This is a genomic window from Chryseobacterium sp. PTM-20240506, assembly GCF_048296755.1.
Taxonomy (GTDB): domain Bacteria; phylum Bacteroidota; class Bacteroidia; order Flavobacteriales; family Weeksellaceae; genus Chryseobacterium; species Chryseobacterium proteolyticum.
Genome location: NZ_CP182581.1, coordinates 4,521,812 through 4,539,402 on the forward strand (window position 1 = coordinate 4,521,812; position 17,591 = coordinate 4,539,402).

At 36.9% G+C, this 17,591-nt stretch carries 19 protein-coding genes and 1 tRNA gene; 16 read left to right on the top strand and 4 right to left on the bottom strand.

What is annotated here, in order from left to right; all coding sequences use genetic code 11:
- Positions 1 to 4 precede the first annotated feature (4 nt).
- Genes ACNFU2_RS20315 through ACNFU2_RS20360 form a run of 10 tightly spaced genes read left to right on the top strand, consistent with a single transcriptional unit; the run spans position 5 to position 8,660 of the window.
- The gene (locus tag ACNFU2_RS20315) at positions 5 to 337 is read left to right on the top strand and encodes a DUF4133 domain-containing protein (RefSeq protein WP_418122939.1); all 333 of its coding nucleotides are present in this window, start codon (positions 5 to 7) and stop codon (positions 335 to 337) included.
- Positions 334 to 2,844 (top strand): TraG family conjugative transposon ATPase, encoded by a 2,511-nt coding sequence (locus tag ACNFU2_RS20320; protein WP_418122941.1) that lies wholly within the window; start codon positions 334 to 336, stop codon positions 2,842 to 2,844. The genes ACNFU2_RS20315 and ACNFU2_RS20320 overlap by 4 nt, the downstream gene beginning before the upstream one ends.
- 48 nt (positions 2,845 to 2,892) lie before the next feature.
- A complete protein-coding gene (locus ACNFU2_RS20325) occupies positions 2,893 to 3,498 on the top strand; it encodes a DUF4141 domain-containing protein (protein WP_418124922.1) in 606 nt (201 codons plus the stop codon).
- A gap of 1 nt (position 3,499) precedes the next feature.
- Positions 3,500 to 4,492, top strand: a complete 993-nt coding sequence (traJ, locus tag ACNFU2_RS20330; RefSeq protein ID WP_418122943.1) for a conjugative transposon protein TraJ — start codon at positions 3,500 to 3,502, stop codon at positions 4,490 to 4,492.
- A 13-nt stretch (positions 4,493 to 4,505) separates the two neighbouring features.
- Positions 4,506 to 5,129: a conjugative transposon protein TraK gene (traK, locus tag ACNFU2_RS20335; RefSeq protein WP_418122945.1), complete on the top strand. Its 624-nt coding sequence runs from the start codon at positions 4,506 to 4,508 to the stop codon at positions 5,127 to 5,129.
- Between the two features lies 1 nt (position 5,130).
- Positions 5,131 to 5,409 carry a hypothetical protein gene (locus tag ACNFU2_RS20340; protein WP_418122947.1) on the top strand — a complete coding sequence of 93 codons (279 nt, stop codon included), beginning with the start codon at positions 5,131 to 5,133 and terminating at the stop codon, positions 5,407 to 5,409.
- A 3-nt stretch (positions 5,410 to 5,412) separates the two neighbouring features.
- Positions 5,413 to 6,711: a conjugative transposon protein TraM gene (gene traM, locus ACNFU2_RS20345; RefSeq protein WP_418122949.1), complete on the top strand. Its 1,299-nt coding sequence runs from the start codon at positions 5,413 to 5,415 to the stop codon at positions 6,709 to 6,711.
- Between the two features lie 15 nt (positions 6,712 to 6,726).
- Positions 6,727 to 7,638: a conjugative transposon protein TraN gene (gene traN / locus ACNFU2_RS20350; RefSeq protein WP_418122951.1), complete on the top strand. Its 912-nt coding sequence runs from the start codon at positions 6,727 to 6,729 to the stop codon at positions 7,636 to 7,638.
- Positions 7,639 to 7,673: 35 nt separating this feature from the next.
- Entirely contained in the window at positions 7,674 to 8,195 is a 522-nt protein-coding gene (locus ACNFU2_RS20355) for a conjugal transfer protein TraO (protein WP_418122953.1), read from the top strand.
- Positions 8,196 to 8,207: 12 nt separating this feature from the next.
- Positions 8,208 to 8,660 carry a DUF3872 domain-containing protein gene (locus tag ACNFU2_RS20360; RefSeq protein WP_418122955.1) on the top strand — a complete coding sequence of 151 codons (453 nt, stop codon included), beginning with the start codon at positions 8,208 to 8,210 and terminating at the stop codon, positions 8,658 to 8,660.
- Between the two features lie 257 nt (positions 8,661 to 8,917).
- On the opposite strand, the gene ACNFU2_RS20365 is transcribed toward ACNFU2_RS20360, so the two are convergent.
- Complete coding sequence (locus ACNFU2_RS20365; protein ID WP_418122957.1) at positions 8,918 to 9,361, bottom strand: JAB domain-containing protein; 444 nt, start codon at positions 9,359 to 9,361, stop codon at positions 8,918 to 8,920.
- Positions 9,362 to 9,887: 526 nt separating this feature from the next.
- Here ACNFU2_RS20365 and ACNFU2_RS20370 point away from each other — a divergent pair.
- The 3 genes from ACNFU2_RS20370 to ACNFU2_RS20380 all read left to right on the top strand — a co-directional run bounded on the left by ACNFU2_RS20370 (position 9,888) and on the right by ACNFU2_RS20380 (position 13,148).
- Positions 9,888 to 10,931, top strand: a complete 1,044-nt coding sequence (locus ACNFU2_RS20370) for a PDDEXK nuclease domain-containing protein (protein ID WP_418122959.1) — start codon at positions 9,888 to 9,890, stop codon at positions 10,929 to 10,931.
- 461 nt (positions 10,932 to 11,392) lie between these two features.
- Positions 11,393 to 11,554: a hypothetical protein gene (locus ACNFU2_RS20375; protein ID WP_418122961.1), complete on the top strand. Its 162-nt coding sequence runs from the start codon at positions 11,393 to 11,395 to the stop codon at positions 11,552 to 11,554.
- A gap of 19 nt (positions 11,555 to 11,573) precedes the next feature.
- Positions 11,574 to 13,148: a recombinase family protein gene (locus ACNFU2_RS20380; RefSeq protein WP_418124924.1), complete on the top strand. Its 1,575-nt coding sequence runs from the start codon at positions 11,574 to 11,576 to the stop codon at positions 13,146 to 13,148.
- On the opposite strand, the gene ACNFU2_RS20385 is transcribed toward ACNFU2_RS20380, so the two are convergent.
- Positions 13,102 to 13,181: transfer RNA gene (locus tag ACNFU2_RS20385), tRNA-Leu, on the bottom strand. The genes ACNFU2_RS20380 and ACNFU2_RS20385 overlap by 47 nt on opposite strands.
- Positions 13,182 to 13,249: 68 nt before the next feature.
- Positions 13,250 to 14,017, bottom strand: coding sequence for an MBL fold metallo-hydrolase (locus tag ACNFU2_RS20390; RefSeq protein ID WP_273647265.1), 768 nt, complete (start codon positions 14,015 to 14,017; stop codon positions 13,250 to 13,252).
- A 55-nt stretch (positions 14,018 to 14,072) separates the two neighbouring features.
- Here ACNFU2_RS20390 and ACNFU2_RS20395 point away from each other — a divergent pair, with 55 nt between their 5' ends.
- Together ACNFU2_RS20395 and ACNFU2_RS20400 are read left to right on the top strand one after the other, a co-directional pair.
- Positions 14,073 to 15,500 carry a TonB-dependent receptor gene (locus ACNFU2_RS20395; protein ID WP_172276883.1) on the top strand — a complete coding sequence of 476 codons (1,428 nt, stop codon included), beginning with the start codon at positions 14,073 to 14,075 and terminating at the stop codon, positions 15,498 to 15,500.
- Positions 15,501 to 15,512: 12 nt separating this feature from the next.
- Positions 15,513 to 15,962: a GAF domain-containing protein gene (locus ACNFU2_RS20400; protein WP_172276886.1), complete on the top strand. Its 450-nt coding sequence runs from the start codon at positions 15,513 to 15,515 to the stop codon at positions 15,960 to 15,962.
- A 99-nt stretch (positions 15,963 to 16,061) separates the two neighbouring features.
- Here the strand turns inward: ACNFU2_RS20400 and ACNFU2_RS20405 are convergent, their stop codons facing one another.
- Complete coding sequence (locus ACNFU2_RS20405; RefSeq protein WP_273647268.1) at positions 16,062 to 16,790, bottom strand: ABC transporter substrate-binding protein; 729 nt, start codon at positions 16,788 to 16,790, stop codon at positions 16,062 to 16,064.
- 191 nt (positions 16,791 to 16,981) lie between these two features.
- Here ACNFU2_RS20405 and ACNFU2_RS20410 point away from each other — a divergent pair, with 191 nt between their 5' ends.
- Positions 16,982 to 17,539, top strand: coding sequence for a hypothetical protein (locus ACNFU2_RS20410; RefSeq protein ID WP_273647269.1), 558 nt, complete (start codon positions 16,982 to 16,984; stop codon positions 17,537 to 17,539).
- The last annotated feature ends 52 nt before the right edge of the window (positions 17,540 to 17,591 follow it).

Below are 17,591 nucleotides of genomic sequence, written 5' to 3' on the forward strand. Positions count from 1 at the left end.
GATTATGAATACTTATCATATCAATAAAGGAATAGGGAGGACGGTAGAATTTAAAGGTCTTAAAGCACAGTACCTTTTTATTTTCGCAGGTGGTTTGCTGGGAGTATTGATCTCTGTCATGATTATGTATATGATTGGTGTCAATACTTATCTCTGTCTCATTCTGGGGGGATTCATTAGTGGACTTCTCATCTGGCAGACTTTTGCGCTGAACGGAAAATACGGAGAACATGGCTTAATGAAATTAGGTGCTCGCAGAAGGCATCCTAAGTACATCATTAGCCGTAAGAGTATTTACCGGTATCTGAAAGCTAACTCTAAAAAAGAAGGTGTATGAGAAATTCTTCCAAAGCAGCAACTTTGGAAAGTAAATTTCCATTGCTGGCGATTGAAAATGGCTGTATCATATCAAAGGACGCTGATGTTACGGTTTGCTTTAAAGTAAAACTTCCGGAACTGTTTACCGTTGCTTCCGCTGAGTATGAAGCGATGCAGTCCGCATGGTTCAAAGCTATTAAAACGCTTCCTGACTATACGGTAATACATAAACAGGATTGGTTTATCAAAGAGAACTACAATCCTGACTTATCGAAAGAAGACCAGAGTTTTCTGTCAAAATCATTTGAAAGGCATTTTAATGAGAGACCGTTTTTAAATCATTACTGCTACCTGTTCATCACGAAAACCAGTAAGGAGAGAATGCGTATGCAGAGTAACTTTTCATCTCTGTGCAAAGGTAAGCTGATTCCAAAAGAGATTAAGGACAAAGAAGTCATCCATCGATTTCTAGAAGCTGTGGACCAGCTGGAGCGGATAATGAATGACAGTGGCTACATTCATCTCGAAAGGATGAATGAAGATGAGATATCAGGAACTTCAAAAAGCTCAGGTTTATTGGAACAGTATCTCACATTATCCCGTGAGGCCAATCCGTCATTGCAGGACATTAAGTTGGGATCTGAAGAAATGCGGATTGGTAACAACCGTATCAGTATGCATACGTTGTCTGACACCGAGGATTTGCCTGGAACAGTATCCTCGCACAGTCGTTATGAAAAGTTAAGCACAGACCGCAGTGATTGCCAGCTGTCATTTGCTTCCCCCGTGGGACTTTTGCTTAGCTGCAATCACATTTACAACCAGTATTTGTTTATTGACAACAGTGATGAAAATCTTCGGCAGTTTGAAAAATCAGCGAGGAATATGCATTCACTCGCAAGATACAGCAGAGCTAATCAGATCAATAAAGAGTGGATTGAAAAGTATCTGAATGAAGCTCATTCTTATGGTCTGCAGTCTGTCCGTGCCCATTTCAATGTGATGTCATGGTCTGATAATCTTCACGAATTAAAGCAGTTAAAGAATGATACAGGAAGTGCATTAGCACTTATGGAATGCAAACCCCGCCACAACACAACCGATACAGCGACCTTATATTGGGCAGGAATTCCTGGCAATGCTGGTGATTTTCCAAGTGAAGAAAGCTTCTATACTTTCATAGAGCCGGCATTATGTTTTTTCACCGAAGAAACAAACTATCAGGATTCTCCATCCCCTTTTGGAATTAAGATGGCTGATCGTCTGACTGGGAAACCTATTCACTTGGATATTTCAGATCTGCCGATGAAGCAGGGGATTATTACCAATAGAAACAAGTTTATCCTCGGACCTTCAGGAAGTGGTAAGTCTTTCTTCACCAATCACATGGTAAGGCAGTATTACGAGCAGGGCGCCCATGTCCTTCTAGTTGATACGGGAAATTCCTACCAGGGATTATGTGAATTGATTAAAGGAAAAACCAAAGGTGAGGATGGGGTTTATTTTACCTATACAGAGGATAATCCCATTGCTTTCAATCCATTCTATACCGATGACGGCGTCTTTGATATAGAAAAAAGAGAAAGTATCAAAACCTTGATTTTAACGCTTTGGAAAAGAGATGATGAACCACCGACCCGCTCAGAAGAAGTAGCATTGTCCAATGCAGTCAGCGGATATATTGAAAAGATAAAATCAAATGACGAGCATCCGTCTTTCAATGGATTTTATGACTTTGTCAAAGAGGATTATCAGCAAGTATTGGAGCGAAAGAAAGTCAGAGAAAAGGATTTTGACATAGCCAACTTTCTCAATGTGTTGGAGCCTTACTACAGAGGAGGGGAGTATGACTATTTGCTCAATTCGGAAAAGCAGCTGGACTTGTTATCCAAACGTTTCATTGTCTTTGAAATCGATGCTATTAAAGATCATAAAATTCTATTTCCTATTGTAACCATTATCATTATGGAAGTTTTCATCAATAAGATGCGAAGACTTAAAGGAATCAGAAAACTGATCCTCATCGAAGAAGCCTGGAAAGCCATTGCGAAAGAGGGGATGGCTGAGTATATCAAATATCTTTTTAAGACGGTAAGAAAATTCTTTGGGGAAGCCATTGTAGTAACTCAGGAGGTTGATGATATTGTACAATCACCGATTGTAAAGGAAAGTATAATCAACAATTCGGACTGTAAAATCCTTCTCGATCAGCGTAAGTATATGAACAAGTTCGATGACATTCAGGCTATGCTGGGATTGACTGATAAAGAAAAAGCTCAGGTACTTTCTATCAATATGAACAATGATCCACGAAGATTGTATAAGGAAGTATGGATTGGGTTAGGTGGAACGCACTCCGCAGTCTATGCCACCGAAGTATCCACTGAGGAATACCTGGCCTATACCACGGAAGAAACAGAAAAGTTGGAAGTGATGAATCTTGCATCGGAACTTGACGGTAATGTAGAACGTGCCATCAAGAGGATTTCTCTCAAGAGAATCAAATCGAATACGAAGGACAACTAAATCAATTAAAATTTTACAACAATGAAACATTTAATCATTAAAACCTTGATGGTGGCACTCTTTGCTGCCGTAACATTTGCGAAAGCACAATTTGTAGTAACTGACCCTGCTAATCTGGCATCAGGTATTTTGAACTCTGCCAACGAAATTGTACAGACTTCATCGACGGTATCCAATGTTGTTAAGAACTTCAATGAGGTTAAAAAGGTGTACGAGCAGGGTAAAGAGTATTACGATAAACTCAAAGCCGTCAACAATCTGGTAAAAGATGCCAGAAAGGTCCAGCAGACGATTCTTTTAGTGGGTGACGTTTCTGAAATGTATGTCAATAATTTCAGTAAAATGCTGAATGACCCCAATTTTAATGCGCAGGAATTAGCATCTATTGCCAATGGTTATTCTGCTCTTCTTACGGAAAGTACGGAACTACTAAAAGAACTGAAAGAAATTATTACTTCAAATGGCCTATCGCTTAACGATAAGGAAAGAATGGATGTTATCGACCGGGTTTACAAAGAGGTGAAAGCTTATCATAATCTGGTACGCTACTACACTAATAAGAATATTTCGGTAAGCTATCTGAGAGCAAAAAAACAGAATAATACCCAAAGGGTGTTAGATCTCTACGGAACCTCCAATCAAAAATACTGGTAAAATGGAACCGAGCAACTTACACGAAGTATTGCGTTCCGTTTACGAAGAAATGATGCCTATGTGCGCGGATATGGCTGCTGTGGCAAAAGGAGTCGCAGGATTGGGTGCTTTATTCTATGTGGCATTGAAAGTTTGGCAGTCGTTGAGCCGTGCGGAACCCATTGATTTGTTTCCTATGCTGAGACCTTTTGCCATTGGCATCTGCATTATGTTTTTCTCAACATTGGTTTTAGGAGGATTAAATGGCGTTATGAGTCCAATTGTTCAGGGAAGTCATTCCATGCTGGAAAACCAGGTATTGGATATGAATGAACTACAGCAGAAAAAAGATCTTTTAGAGCGGGAAGCCATGCTCAGAAATCCAGAGATGGCTTATCTGATTTCTAATGAAGAGTTTGACAAAAAGCTGGAAGAACTTGGCTGGTCGCCATCTGATTTGGTCACGATGTCGGGAATGTATATTGAGAGGGAGATGTTTGCGATCAAGAAAGATATCAGAGATGGTTTCCGTGAATTTCTTGAAATCCTTTTTCAGTCAGCAGCATTGGTCATTGATACCATCAGGACCTTCTTTCTGATCGTTCTTTCAATCCTCGGACCAATCGCATTTGCGATTTCCGTCTGGGATGGTTTTCAGACCACATTAACCCAGTGGCTGACAAGGTATGTCAGTGTTTATTTATGGCTACCGGTTGCTGACATATTCAGTGCTATTCTGGCCAAGATACAGGCTTTAATTTTAGAACGTGATATTGAGATGCTCGCAGACCCCACTTTTATTCCTGATACTTCCAATACCGTGTACATTATCTATATGGTAATCGGTATAATAGGTTATTTTACAGTACCAACTGTTACGGGCTGGATCATTCAAGCAGGAGGAGCAGGCAATTTCATGCGTAATGTGAACCAGACCGCTACAAAGTCGGGTAATGTTGCGGGCGCTGCAGTAGGTTCTGCAACAGGTAATATTTCGGGAAGATTATTAAAATAAAAAATACAGTTCTATGGAATTTAAAACTTTAAGAAATATTGAGAGCAGTTTCAAGCAGATCCGATTATTTACGTTTGTTTTTGTGGTGTTATGTTTTGGTGTTGTGGGCGTAGTGGTATTTAAATCTTACCAGTTTGCCGAAGAGCAGCGTCAGAAGATTTATGTGCTGGATAATGGTAAATCCCTGATGGTAGCGCTTTCACAGGATATGTCGCTCAATAGGCCGGTTGAAGCTAGGGAGCATGTGAGAAGATTTCACGAATTGTTTTTCACGATAGCGCCTGACAAGAATGCCATTGAAAGTAATGTCAAGAGGGCCTTCAATCTGGCTGACCAATCCGCATTTAACTACTATAAGGACCTCCAGGAAAAAGGATATTACAACAGAATCATTTCCGGTAATATCCAGCAAAGAATTGAAGTGGACAGTGTTGTTGCGAACTTCGACAGCTATCCTTATGATGTAAAAACTTATGGTAGGCAGTTCATTATCCGATCCAGTAATCTTACCATTCGAAATCTAATTACGAACTGTTCATTGGTTAATTCTGTCAGGTCTGACAGTAATCCCCAGGGATTTACTATTGAAAAATTCAATGTAATTGAAAACAAAGATGTAGAAACTGTTGAACGCTAATATGCCCGCAATGAAAAAATTAAAAGATACAATCGAACATTATGTTTTAGAGGTGGAGAATCATTGGAAGGTTCTCCCCATAGCGAAGCAAAGATTGCTAACCAAAATTTTCTTTGGTGGGTATGCTCTGCTAACAGTCCTTGTTATTATCAGCGTCTTTATTTCTACAAGCCAAAGAAGTGATACCATGTCGATCCATCACATTGACGGAATTTCTAAGAAGACTATAGAAAGAAGTTCAGGACATAATGATACAGTAAACTCACCAGCAAAAGAATAGAGCATGAAAGATCCAGAGAAAATTAAAATCACAGAAAATGATCTTCCTCAAAATTCCAATGACTTGGGTAATCATCCGAAAGCCCAATGGGAGAGAGTGAAGAAGCCGGTTATTTATTTCCTGATGGCTGCCGTTTGTGCAACTTGCTTTTACCTTATTTTTAAACCAAAATCCTATAATACTTTAGTAGAAGAAGCAGGTTTTAATGCTGCTATTCCACAGGCAAAGGATGGACAGTTGCAGTCGGATAAGCAAAAGGCTTATGAGCAACAGCTGTTGGAGCAAAAAAATGAGGCGAAAAGAAATACGATAACCACTTTATCGGACTGTTGGAATGACCAGGGTACTTTAAATTCGAATAGTAATACTTCTGCTTTAACATCTAATACGAGTACTCTTCAGCAATCCGATCAGAATGCTATAAACAGTTATCGTAATGCACAGCAGACTTTGAGTTCGTTCTATGGCCGGGATGATCGGGAAGTCAATAATCTGAGGAAAGAAATTTCAAGGTTAAAGAATGAAGCGATGCAGAACAATGCTGTTCCAGCAGGTCTTGGAATGAACGATCAGTTAGAACTGATGGAAAAATCGTATCAGATGGCAGCCAAATACCTTCCGACAACTCCAAGACAGGAAGAGTCTGCACCAAAAGAAGAGCTTAACAAATCTACTGAAAAGAAAGTTAAACTGACTTCAATAAGACCTGCACATTCAAATATTGTTTCCTCATTATACAGAGAGACGTCAGACAGTGCTTTTGTCGCAGGTTTGAATCAAAATAGGTTTTATAATGTTCAAAATGAAACGGTAATTTCAGGTCAGTCTAAAAATGCGATAAAAGGTATTATCTATGAGACTAAGACTATAGTCAATGAAAGTACACTATTCATAAGACTGATCGAGGCGTTGCAGCTAGGGCGTACAGAACTTCCTCCGGGCAGTTTGCTTATTGCTTCAGGTAAATTTCAGGGTGGGCGACTTCAGTTAACAATATCCTCCATTCAATATAAGGGCAGCGTCTATCCTGTAGAAATCAATATCTATGATAATGATGGGCAATTGGGGTTATATGTTCCGTATTCACCGGAGCAAAATGCGGTCAGCGATGTTGTTGCCAATATGAGCCAGACTTCCGGTGCCAACATTATGATGACCCAATCAGCTGGCCAGCAGGTTGCTGCCGATTTAAGCAGGGGTGTTGTACAAGGGTTGTCCGGTTATTTTCAAAAAAGGGTGCGGCAGCTAAAAGTAACTGTAAAAGCAGGCCATCAGGTCTTGCTGGTACCGAAAAATAATTAATCAAAAAATTAAAAAATGAATACACAAAAGAGCCATTATATTCTCATTATTCTGTTTCTGCTGTTTATAAGCAGAGCATTTGGTCAGGATTCCGTGATGACCTATGTTTCATTGGAAGGGGCAAAGCTGGAAGCTTTCAGGATGCAGGTGACTTACAGTAAAACCACGCATGTGATTTTTCCTTCCTCAATAAGATACGTCGATCTGGGAAGCGATCTTTTGGTTGCTAATAAAGCTGAACCCATCGGAAATGTTCTTCGGGTTAAGTCGGCTGTCAGGGATTTTGAAGAGGAAACCAATTTTTCTGTCATTACAGAAGATGGAAAATTTTACAGTTTCGATGTCTTTTATAGCGCATATCCTGATGTCCTCAGTTACGATCTTGTAAAAATGCGAAGAAGCATTGAAAGGGAATATTCAACCGATGTACTTTTTGAAGATCTCAAAGGAAGCTCGTCATCACTTACAGAACTGATTATGGAAAACCTGTATCGAAAGAGCCGGAAGACCATTAAACATATTGCGTCAAAGAGCTTCGGTATTCAGTTTTCTGTCCGTGCATTACACGTGAATGACAATAAATTCTACTTTACCTTACAGATTGATAACAGCAGCAACGTCGCTTACGAAATTGAAATCGTCAACTTTAAGATCGTTGATAAGAAGAACTTAAAGAGAACTGTTATTCAAGATAAGTTATTGGAGCCAATCAGAGTTTACTCTCCTTCTTTGACTGCAATTCGCCATTCCAATGTTATAGGAGTTTATTTACTGGAGCAATTTACTTTGCTAGAGGATCAGGTTTTGGAGATTGAAGTTCTTGAAAGAAACGGAGGACGACATCAAAAAATTCAGCTTGAGAATAGGGAACTGATCAACGCGAAACTGATCAATAGTTTAAATTTTAAAACCAACCAACTAAGATGAACAGGTTATTGATAGCAGTGGTTTTCATTTTAACAATGAGTTCAAGGTCATTTGCACAGCAGATGATTCCGAAGCAAAAAGGATTTGAAATATCCTATTCTGTATTTCCTAGTTCTCCCGAAAAACAAAATTATGTTTTAACAGCAGGGCTTATTTCTTATGGAAAGAACGGGAATTATTTGTTTGGGCTGGCAGAATATAGCAGAAAATATTATGAGTATACCAACTACAATATCCCGATAGAAATGTTTCTGTTTAACGGAGGCTACAGTTTTTACGTATGGGGCGACTTCATGCGAAATGTTAATCTTAATATGGGAATTGGTGTTCTGGCAGGATATGAACAGGTTAATAAAGGCAATGAATTGCTATATGACGGTTCAATGCTTACCGAAACAGATCACTTTATTTATGGGGTAAATGGTAAGTTGTCCATCGAAAGCTATCTGACACCAAATTTGGTTTTCCTGGTCAACGGGCAACTTCGCTATTTGAAAAATAGTCAGACGGCGCAGTTACAAGCCCTATTTGGTGTTGGAATAAGATGTAATTTTTAAAAATAATATAAAATGCAAAATATACTTAATCATAAATTTAAATTATTGCTAGGGTGTTTCATCATTCCAGTGATGATCTTATTACTTATACAATCATGTGAGAAGGATACTTTGGAAATTCAGCAGAATTTTCCTTTTGAGGTAGAGGTGATGCCTGTTCAGAAATACATTTCTAAAGGTGAAACTGTAGAGATCAGATGTCGTATTATACCGAGTGGAAATTATGCGGGTACTACTTACTCGCTACGGTATTTTCAATCTGAAGGAGTCGGAAGTTTGCGGTTATTTGACAATCCATCCTTTGTTCCTAATGATTTCTATCCGGTAAGTAAAAAGGAATTCAGATTATACTATACTTCCGAATCTTCAGTCTCTCAAAGTTTTGATATTTGGATTTCGGATAATATGAGTAATAAGCAGGCCGTAAATTTCCAGTTTAATCCTCAAAGTGTAGGAACTTTATAAGAAAGCATCATTTAAAATTTCAGGCTATTTCTGATGAAATAGCCTTTTGTTTTAGATCTATGGTTATCTGATATAACTTTACTATGTCTGTGTAACCTTTTTTGAGAAAATTGATGTAAGCTAATTTTTTCAATAGGGTTACTCCTTATAATATGCGAAAAGACTTTTCCGACCAAAGGAAGGGATTGTCTTTTCGCCGAATTTTAAATAAGCGACAATGAAGGATTGTCGCTTACTCTAGTAATTGTAAAACTTATTCAAAGATGTCCTTCATCGGCAAACGACATATAATCTGTTGAAGTTAGAATACAATGATCTAATAATTTAATATTTAAAAATTCTGATGCATTTTTTATGCTCAGAGTGATTTTTAAGTCTTCCGGTGAGGGTTTTAAATTTCCTGATGGGTGATTATGTGCTACTATAATGGCAGTCGCATTGCACAATAGGGCTGCTTGCATAATAATTCTTAGATCAACTATCGTTGAGGTAATTCCTGATTCGGATATTTTCTTTATCCCTAAAACTTTGTTTGCCTGATTTAGATATAATGCAAAGAACGATTCTCTATAATCTATTTCATCAGGGTCAAAGTAGTGACGAAATACATCAACGGCATCACGTGAACAGCTTATTAATTTCTCAGAGTTTCCTTTTCGTGAGTAGATTAATTTTATTTCATTGACAATATTAAAATCCATGTGATTGCTCTTGTACGGCAGAGACTTGAGTTTCCCGTACCTATTATATTTTAGATTTGTTTTCCATCTCTTCTCCAGCTTATTCCTAAAGTCTTTCAGGCGTCACAGAATATTTTTCAAAAGAAAAACCGGAAAAAAGAAAGCAGATATGAAGTGTTGACAAAGAATAAAAACCAAAAGGAAACGGAATAATTGGAGGGTACCTTTAGGGAGGAAACCGTTTATGCCGTAGTCTTTTGGCTGGAAAAGCGTTGGCTGGCAACAATACCTTAGCTGCCTTTTTACCGGTTTATTATGGAAAATAGTTTACAGATTTAATAGATATAAATTTAATTTTAGATAGTGAAAATCTTAATTATTAATGAAGTTGTACGTAGTTTTTTACTTTGTGTTTTTTATCTTACAAAGACAAGTACTGCCGCATACAGCCAAATGCAGCAATTTTTTTTTTAATATCCTTAAAATGGCATATTTACCACCATATAATAGCGATATTTAATAAAGAAATAATTTTAAATTTGTAAGTATGAGTCAATTGTCATCACATCTTTTCATTTCAATAAAGCAGTTAATCGAAAATGCTAAAAGCAGTATTGTTCGAAATATCAATACAGCCATGTTATTGACTTATTTTGAAATAGGTAAGGTAATCATTGAGAATGAGCAGGACGGAAAGGACAGAGCAGAGTATGCAAAAGAAACCTTGAAAAATCTAAGTAAACAGTTGACAAAAGAATTCGGCAGAGGCTATTCAGTAGATAATTTGCAGTGGATGAGAAAGTTTTATTTAATGTATCAAAATAGGATTTCTGAAAAATACGAAACAGTGTCTCGTAATTCTGCTGAGGCTGTAATTTATGAATCAGTGTCTCGTAATTCTTTTTTCTCATTATCGTGGTCTCACTACATTCAATTAATGAAGATCGAAAACTCAGATGAGAGAAATTTCTATGAAATAGAGGCGAGCCAGAATAACTGGAGTGTTAGAGAGCTTACAAGACAATTTAATTCAGCTATATATGAAAGGTTGGCATTAAGCAGGAACGAGAAAGAAGTGAAGAAGTTAGCCCAGAAAGGACAGATCATAGAAAAACCGACCGATGTTTTAAAAAGTCACTATGTTTTGGAATTCTTAGATCTAAAAGAAGATAATCGCTATTCCGAAAGTGATTTGGAAACTGGGATCATCAATAAATTAGAGCATTTTATGCTGGAATTAGGAAAGGGCTTTCTCTTTGAAGGGCGGCAACGCAGATTTACATTCGAGGGCGACAGTTTCTTTGTAGATTTAGTGTTTTACAATCGTTTATTGAAGTGCTTCGTACTTTTTGATTTAAAAATTGGAAAGCTGACCCATCAGGATATTGGGCAAATGCAGATGTATGTCAATTATTATGACAGAAAAGTGAAGTTGGAAGAAGAGAACCCTACCATTGGAATTATTCTTTGCAAAGAAGAGAACAAAACAGTGATCGAGTTTACACTTCAAGAAAACAACAATACTATTTTTGCAAAAGAGTATAAGGCGATCCTTCCAAGTAAGGAGGAACTTAAAAAGCAAATTGGATAATTGAGTTCATAAGCCCTTGAATTCAAATTAAGGCTAAAAAGGTTTTTATACGACTGTACAGAAAGACGATAATACTGTTTTTTGGTCTGTACTTGCAAATTTTACAAGGTATAATTAGATTTATACTGTACAATTTTAACATTCAACTGATTATTTGTATTTTAGTTGAATCTAAGAATGATGAATTTCTTCGCAACAAATCTTGTTGCCACTTTAAAATAATAAACAAAATTATGGATTCTGTTGCTAATGCAGACTTACGGTTGGGAGGGAGCCTGTGCTAATGCGTTTGTATGGAATACTGCTTTCGGCAGTATCTTTTGAGTAAACGTTAAAAGTACGATAAAACTATAGTTTTTATGTTAAGATTAATTTGCACTTCTCAGCCAAGTGTTGCAAGTAAGTGCCTCAATTAATTGTGATTAATTACGCCGGATATTTTTATTTAAAAGATATCGGTCATGGCAAGGAAACTTGAAATTAAAAATATTAGCATTGATGAGATTATTAAAATTTTTAAAGAAGAGGAAAAAATTGAGCTAACTATAGCGGAAGCGGAACTGATTGTAGAATTTCTAAAAATGCTATCAACAATTACTATAAAGCGTTTTTTAGAACAATAATATTTTCTAAGATTTATATATGAAAAAAGCCGATTTATATATCCGTGTGTCAACTGATGAGCAAGCAGATAAGGGATACTCACAAAGAGATCAGGAGGAGCGATTGAAACGGTACTGTGAAAATAATAGCATTCAGGTGGGTCAAATCATTTATGAAGATTACTCAGCCAAGACTTTTAACAGGCCAGAGTGGATTAAATTACTGGATACGCTAAAGAAAAAAAGCTCGAAAACGAATCTACTGCTTTTTACAAAATGGGATCGCTTCAGCAGGAACGCCGGAGATGCCTATCAAATGATTAATATACTTAGGAAAATTAACGTAGAACCGCAGGCCATTGAGCAGCCTTTAGATCTTTCAATTCCAGAAAATAAAATGATGTTGGCTATATATCTTGCTGCGCCAGAAGTCGAAAACGACAGGCGCGCTTTGAATACTTATTATGGAATGCGCCGCGCTAAAAAAGAAGGAAGATTAATGGGAAGGGCGCCTTACGGTTATGCTAACAAAATAACGGAGAACGGAAAAAAGTATGTAACTCTGAAGGAACCAGAAGCTTCTAACATGAGATGGGCATTTTATGAAATGTCAAAAGGCGTATATTCAGCGAGCCAGATAATGGATATGATGAACAGAAAGGAAGGGAAATCAGTTAAGATAAGTGCCTTTCTTGCAAGTTTACGCAATACCGCATATTGTGGGAAAATTTACGTGGAGCAATTCAATGAAGAGGAGGCTCATTTTGTTAAAAGTATTCATGAACCTCTTATTAGTGAAGAACTATTCGAAAAAGTTCAATGTATAATGGATGCAAATGTGAATCCAGCCAGACCAAATGTAAAAGTATTGTCTGACGATAATTTACCATTAAGAGGTTTTCTAGTTTGTCCGGATTGTGGTCATTTGATCACCGGTAGTGCATCTACGGGACGTTCTGGAAATAAATATTATTACTACCATTGCCAGTCTCCGTGTTCATACCGGTACAAATCTGAGATTATTAATTCAAAATTTTTAGAGCTATTGCAGTCATTGGAAATGCGCGCATCTATAAAAAACTATTTAAAAAAGGTATTGAAACAAAATTTTGAAAAATTAATTAATAATCCCCAAAAGGAAAGAAAAGCAATTCTATTAGAGATAGATCATTTAAACGGCAGGTTGAAACAGGCAAGAAATAAACTGATGGAAGGGGTAATTGATGATGAAGATTTTTTTGAAATTAAAACCGAATGTAAAGGGCAAATTGAAAAGCTTGAAGCTAAATTAACTAAAGGAAAAGATAATAAAAAAATAGATTTTTTAAAACTACTAGACCAAGCATTATCGAACCTGGTAGATCTTGCGAAAGTCTATACTGACGGGGATATTGACGTGAAACGCAAGATAATTGGTTCGATATTTCCCCAAAAATTGCAATTTTCAAAAAATCATTATCGAACCACCCGACCTAATGTTTTACTCTCTTATATATACCAGATAAACAATGAGTTAGGGACTGAAAAAAACCGGAAGAAAAGTGAATTATCACCTCTTTCCGGTCTTGTACCCAGGACCGGGATCGAACCGGTACTCCTAAGAACTGGTGTTTGAGACCAGCGCGTCTACCAATTCCGCCACCTGGGCTTGCTTTAAATTGGTGTGCAAATATAGAAACTTTTCTTACAATCTGAAAACTTTTTATCAATTTTTCTTTAAAAATTTAATTCGAGGCCATCGTAAGCCAGGTGCATTCCGGGCGGAAGTAATTTATCTTCAACATCATGCAATCCTAAATGATGACTGATATGGGTAAGGAATAATTGTTTGGGTTGAAGCTCTTCAAACAGCTTTATCGTGTCCGGAACTATAAAATGGGCAGGATGGGGATCAAATTTTCTGATCGCATTTAAGATTAAAACATCAAGATCTTTCAGCTTTTCCTTTTCTACATCGGAAATAAAGCTTGCATCTGTGATATAGGCAAGCTTCTTGAATTTATATCCAAAAATAGCGATCTGATGATGCATGACTTCAATAGGAGTAATCAACGTATCAAGAATGGTAAAAGGCTGGTTTTTTATTTCGTGCAGATCAAAGGCCGGAGCTCCCGGATATCTTACATCCGCAAAGGCATAAGGAAAACGGTTTTTAATTTCGTTTCCTACTCTTTCATTGCAGTATATGGGCATATTCTGGCCGCTTTTGAAGATAAGGGGCCGCATATCATCAAGGCCGATGATGTGGTCATTATGTTCGTGCGTAATTAAAGCGATATCTACCGTCGTTTCGTGGTTCACCAACATCTGCTGCCTGAAATCCGGGCCGCAGTCGATGAGTATTTTTCGGTTTTCTTCTGTAGTGATCATTACGGAAGATCGTAAGCGGCTGTCTTTGGGATTATCCGAAGTGCAGACCTCACATGTGCAGCCAATAACGGGTACACCCTGGGAAGTACCTGTTCCTAAAAATTTCAACTTCATTTTGTTTTGAGGTTGGTATTAATTTTGGTAAATTTACAAAAAATTTAATGTCCTAATGTATCAGAAACTAACTCCTAAACAAAAAGCATTAACAATTAATCTAGATCCTACTATTTATGGTACTTTCGCGGAAATTGGAGCAGGGCAGGAGACTGTTCGGCATTTTTTTAGAGCAGGAGGCGCTTCGGGTACAATCGCTAAGGCGATGTCTGCTTATGACAAAGATTTTAGTGATGCGATCTATGGAAAAGAAGCTAAAAACAGGTATGTAACTCAGAACAGACTTCGTAAAATGCTTCGCTATGAAGTTGCCTTGATCGAAGAAAGGATTTCCAGGGAAAACAGCCCGAACAGAAAATTTTTTTCCTATGCCAATACGGTAACAACCATCAATTTTGATAAAACGCTTAAAGGTCACGGTTGGGTAGGAATCCGTTTTCAGGTAAAAGAAAACGAAGGTTATAACGAAATCGTTATCCACGTAAAGTTTAAAGAGAATGATGCTACATTACAGCAGGAGACTCTTGGAAATTTAGGAGTAAATCTGATCTTTGGAGCTTTTACATATTATGATAATCCACGAACCTTAATCGAGTCATTATATGATGACATAGCGACCGACAATCTGGAAATTGATATGATAGATTTCAGCGGGCCGGCGTTTGATTATGTGGATAACAGGCTGATGTCTTTACAGTTGGTGAAAAACAATATGACGGATGCCGTTATTTTTAATAGCCAGGGTAATAACATGCTTCCTGCAGATATTTTATACAAGAAGAATATCTTTGCGGTAAGAGGAAGTTTCAGGCCGGTGACCAAAGTGAATATTGATATGCTGCAAAACGGTATTGATCTATTTATGAAGGATGCTGCCTGTACGGAAGAACAAACGGAAATCCTGATTGAAATTACCATTTCCAACCTTCGTGCTGATGGTGATATCGATGAAAGAGACTTTATGGACAGGGTGGATATCCTCGGTAAATTAGGATATACCGTAATTGTATCGAACTTCTCCGAATATTACCGATTGATCGATTATTTTGCCTCATATACAAGCGGAAATATAGGAGTTGCGATGGGGGTAAATAACCTGTTGATGGTGTTTGACGAGAAATACTATAAGAATCTTTCAGGAGGAATCCTGGAAGCTTTTGGTAAATTTTTCCGTAACGGAATGAGGGTTTACTTATATCCGTATAAGGATCCTGAAACTCATGAGTTGTTAGATTCATCAACGCTAAAAGTAGAGGAAAACTTAAAAGAGCTCTATAAATATTTCAAACTCAATAACCGTATCGTAGATATTGAAAACTATAATCCGGAATTCCTGGAAATATACTCCAGAGAAATATTGAGAAAAATCGCCTGCAATATCAAAGGCTGGGAAACTCAGGTTCCGGAAGGAGTTGCAGAAATGATCAAAGAGCGTGGAATGTTCGGTTATAAAGAAGAGCTTTCCTTCAAACAATTTTCTTAAAACAATAATATAATGTCAGAATTAAAGAAAAGACTTTCTTCTATTCTTGAAAGTCCAAAACATAATACAGAAGAAAAACTCCAGAAAGTTTGCCATCTGTTGGATCAGGAGATCTCCTATTTCAACTGGACAGGTTTCTATTTTAAAAATGGAGACAAAGAAGAATTGATATTGGGTCCTTATGTAGGAGCAGAGACAGATCACACCATCATCCCTTATGGGAAAGGAATTTGCGGACAGGTTGCTGTTTCCAATGAAACGTTTGTGGTTCCTGACGTTCATCAGGAATCTAATTATTTAAGCTGTTCGATAGATACAAAGGCAGAAATTGTGGTTCCTATCTTTAAAAATGGTGAAAATGTAGGGCAGATAGATATCGATTCCCACACAATAGATCCGTTTACCAGTGAAGACCGCGAATTATTGGAATGGCTTTGTAATGAAGTTTCAAAGATCCTTTAATTGATCAACATCTATAAAAATATAACTCCGGAAGTCAAGCCGGAGTTTTTTATTTTATGTCTGAAATCATGGTTTAGGATAACTGTACTCTATGGCATTTTATAAATCAATTTCAGCCACCAGTTCCTTAAAGTAGTTTCCACATTTTGCAATATGGGTCCCATACCAGGAGAAAGCTTCTCCATCTACGATGATTATTTTTTTATCAGGGTAATATTCCTTTAATTCTGCAATATGTTTTTCTTTAAAAGGGAAAGGTTCTGAAGAAAGCATGATCAGGTCTGTATCTGCCAGGTCCTGAATGGTTACCTCCGGATAGCGGGTTTTATCTTTAAAGCTGTTTTCAAAACCTATTTCCGTCAAGATCCTGTGAATAAAAGTATCCGCACCTACTGTCATATAAGGGTTTTTCCAGATGAGATAGGCAGCCTTGATCTTAGAGCTGATTTTAGTCTGATTTAAAACCTCGTAGATCTTTAGATTATAGGCTTTAGCCCTTTCTTCTTTTTGAAAGATATTGCCCAGAGTTTTCAGTAGATAATAATTGTCTTCAATAGTTTCAACGTTGGTTACAACCACTTTGAAATCTTCCATCAAAGCTTCTACCTGTTCTTTGATGTTTTCTTCTTTATTGGCAAGGATAAGGTCTGGTTGCAGGCCTTTAATCTTTTCGATATTCAGATTTTTTGTTCCACCGATAACGGGAACGTTTTTGATTTTGTCTTTGGGATGAATACAGAATTTTGTTCTTCCGATAATCTCATCTTCAGTTAAACCCAAATCAAATAGAGCCTCCGTAATAGAGGGTACCAGAGAAATAACTTTCATTTTTAGACTTTGCCTAAAATTACAAAAGTTTTCCTGATGATAAAAATATTAATAATTCATTATTTATTGTTTTATTTTTAGATAAAATCTCTGTTTTATCTATTGATAAAGGATTTTTTACTATTTAATTCATTTTGTAGTGTAATATTTTTTATAAATCTCTATATTTGGTCTCTTAACTAATTTAATTTATGAGAAAAACATTAATTCTTTTGACTACTATGCTTCTAATTACTTCATGTTCCAGTGATGACGAAGTATTAGTAAATAATACAGACATTAAAAAAAATAGTAAAATTCAATCATCAAAGATAGAGTTAGAATCAAAGAGTGCTCCTCCCTCTCCATTTATTGCTTATAATGGTGATTTTGCAAGGGTAAACGATAATGGGCATACTTTGTATTACATTAAATTTATGGGAAAATGGAGACATATTGATAATCAAGCTACATGGGATGGGCTCTTTATTAATAAAAGTTTTAAATTTGATCTTCCATCTATCAGCAGTTTAATTTCTACTACTCAAACTGAAGTAAGAACTCCGATTTTTCTAGATAACGGGCTGATGCAAAATCCAAATAATGGAAAGATATATTTTAGGGAAGGAAGTACATTAAGATGGATACCAACAATGGATATTTTTAATCAATATCACTTTAATCCAGCTGTTGTCGTTCAGTCGACAGAGACTGAAAACCCTTCAAAGTACACACAGTTACCAGATTTTAAAGATGGTATTTATGACTAAAGATAAGAAAGCTTCATATTATGAAGCTTTTTTTATTTTAGGTACGTTTTCG

Bases quoted from the DNA above. Each gene is read 5' to 3' on its own strand.
- ACNFU2_RS20315 (WP_418122939.1), top strand. From the start codon at position 5: ATGAATACTTATCATATCAATAAAGGAATAGGGAGGACGGTAGAATTT.
- ACNFU2_RS20320 (WP_418122941.1), top strand. From the start codon at position 334: ATGAGAAATTCTTCCAAAGCAGCAACTTTGGAAAGTAAATTTCCATTG.
- ACNFU2_RS20325 (WP_418124922.1), top strand. From the start codon at position 2,893: ATGGTGGCACTCTTTGCTGCCGTAACATTTGCGAAAGCACAATTTGTA.
- traJ (WP_418122943.1), top strand. From the start codon at position 3,500: ATGGAACCGAGCAACTTACACGAAGTATTGCGTTCCGTTTACGAAGAA.
- traK (WP_418122945.1), top strand. From the start codon at position 4,506: ATGGAATTTAAAACTTTAAGAAATATTGAGAGCAGTTTCAAGCAGATC.
- ACNFU2_RS20340 (WP_418122947.1), top strand. From the start codon at position 5,131: ATGCCCGCAATGAAAAAATTAAAAGATACAATCGAACATTATGTTTTA.
- traM (WP_418122949.1), top strand. From the start codon at position 5,413: ATGAAAGATCCAGAGAAAATTAAAATCACAGAAAATGATCTTCCTCAA.
- traN (WP_418122951.1), top strand. From the start codon at position 6,727: ATGAATACACAAAAGAGCCATTATATTCTCATTATTCTGTTTCTGCTG.
- ACNFU2_RS20355 (WP_418122953.1), top strand. From the start codon at position 7,674: ATGAGTTCAAGGTCATTTGCACAGCAGATGATTCCGAAGCAAAAAGGA.
- ACNFU2_RS20360 (WP_418122955.1), top strand. From the start codon at position 8,208: ATGCAAAATATACTTAATCATAAATTTAAATTATTGCTAGGGTGTTTC.
- ACNFU2_RS20365 (WP_418122957.1), bottom strand. From the start codon at position 9,361: ATGGATTTTAATATTGTCAATGAAATAAAATTAATCTACTCACGAAAA.
- ACNFU2_RS20370 (WP_418122959.1), top strand. From the start codon at position 9,888: ATGAGTCAATTGTCATCACATCTTTTCATTTCAATAAAGCAGTTAATC.
- ACNFU2_RS20375 (WP_418122961.1), top strand. From the start codon at position 11,393: ATGGCAAGGAAACTTGAAATTAAAAATATTAGCATTGATGAGATTATT.
- ACNFU2_RS20380 (WP_418124924.1), top strand. From the start codon at position 11,574: ATGAAAAAAGCCGATTTATATATCCGTGTGTCAACTGATGAGCAAGCA.
- ACNFU2_RS20390 (WP_273647265.1), bottom strand. From the start codon at position 14,017: ATGAAGTTGAAATTTTTAGGAACAGGTACTTCCCAGGGTGTACCCGTT.
- ACNFU2_RS20395 (WP_172276883.1), top strand. From the start codon at position 14,073: ATGTATCAGAAACTAACTCCTAAACAAAAAGCATTAACAATTAATCTA.
- ACNFU2_RS20400 (WP_172276886.1), top strand. From the start codon at position 15,513: ATGTCAGAATTAAAGAAAAGACTTTCTTCTATTCTTGAAAGTCCAAAA.
- ACNFU2_RS20405 (WP_273647268.1), bottom strand. From the start codon at position 16,790: ATGAAAGTTATTTCTCTGGTACCCTCTATTACGGAGGCTCTATTTGAT.
- ACNFU2_RS20410 (WP_273647269.1), top strand. From the start codon at position 16,982: ATGAGAAAAACATTAATTCTTTTGACTACTATGCTTCTAATTACTTCA.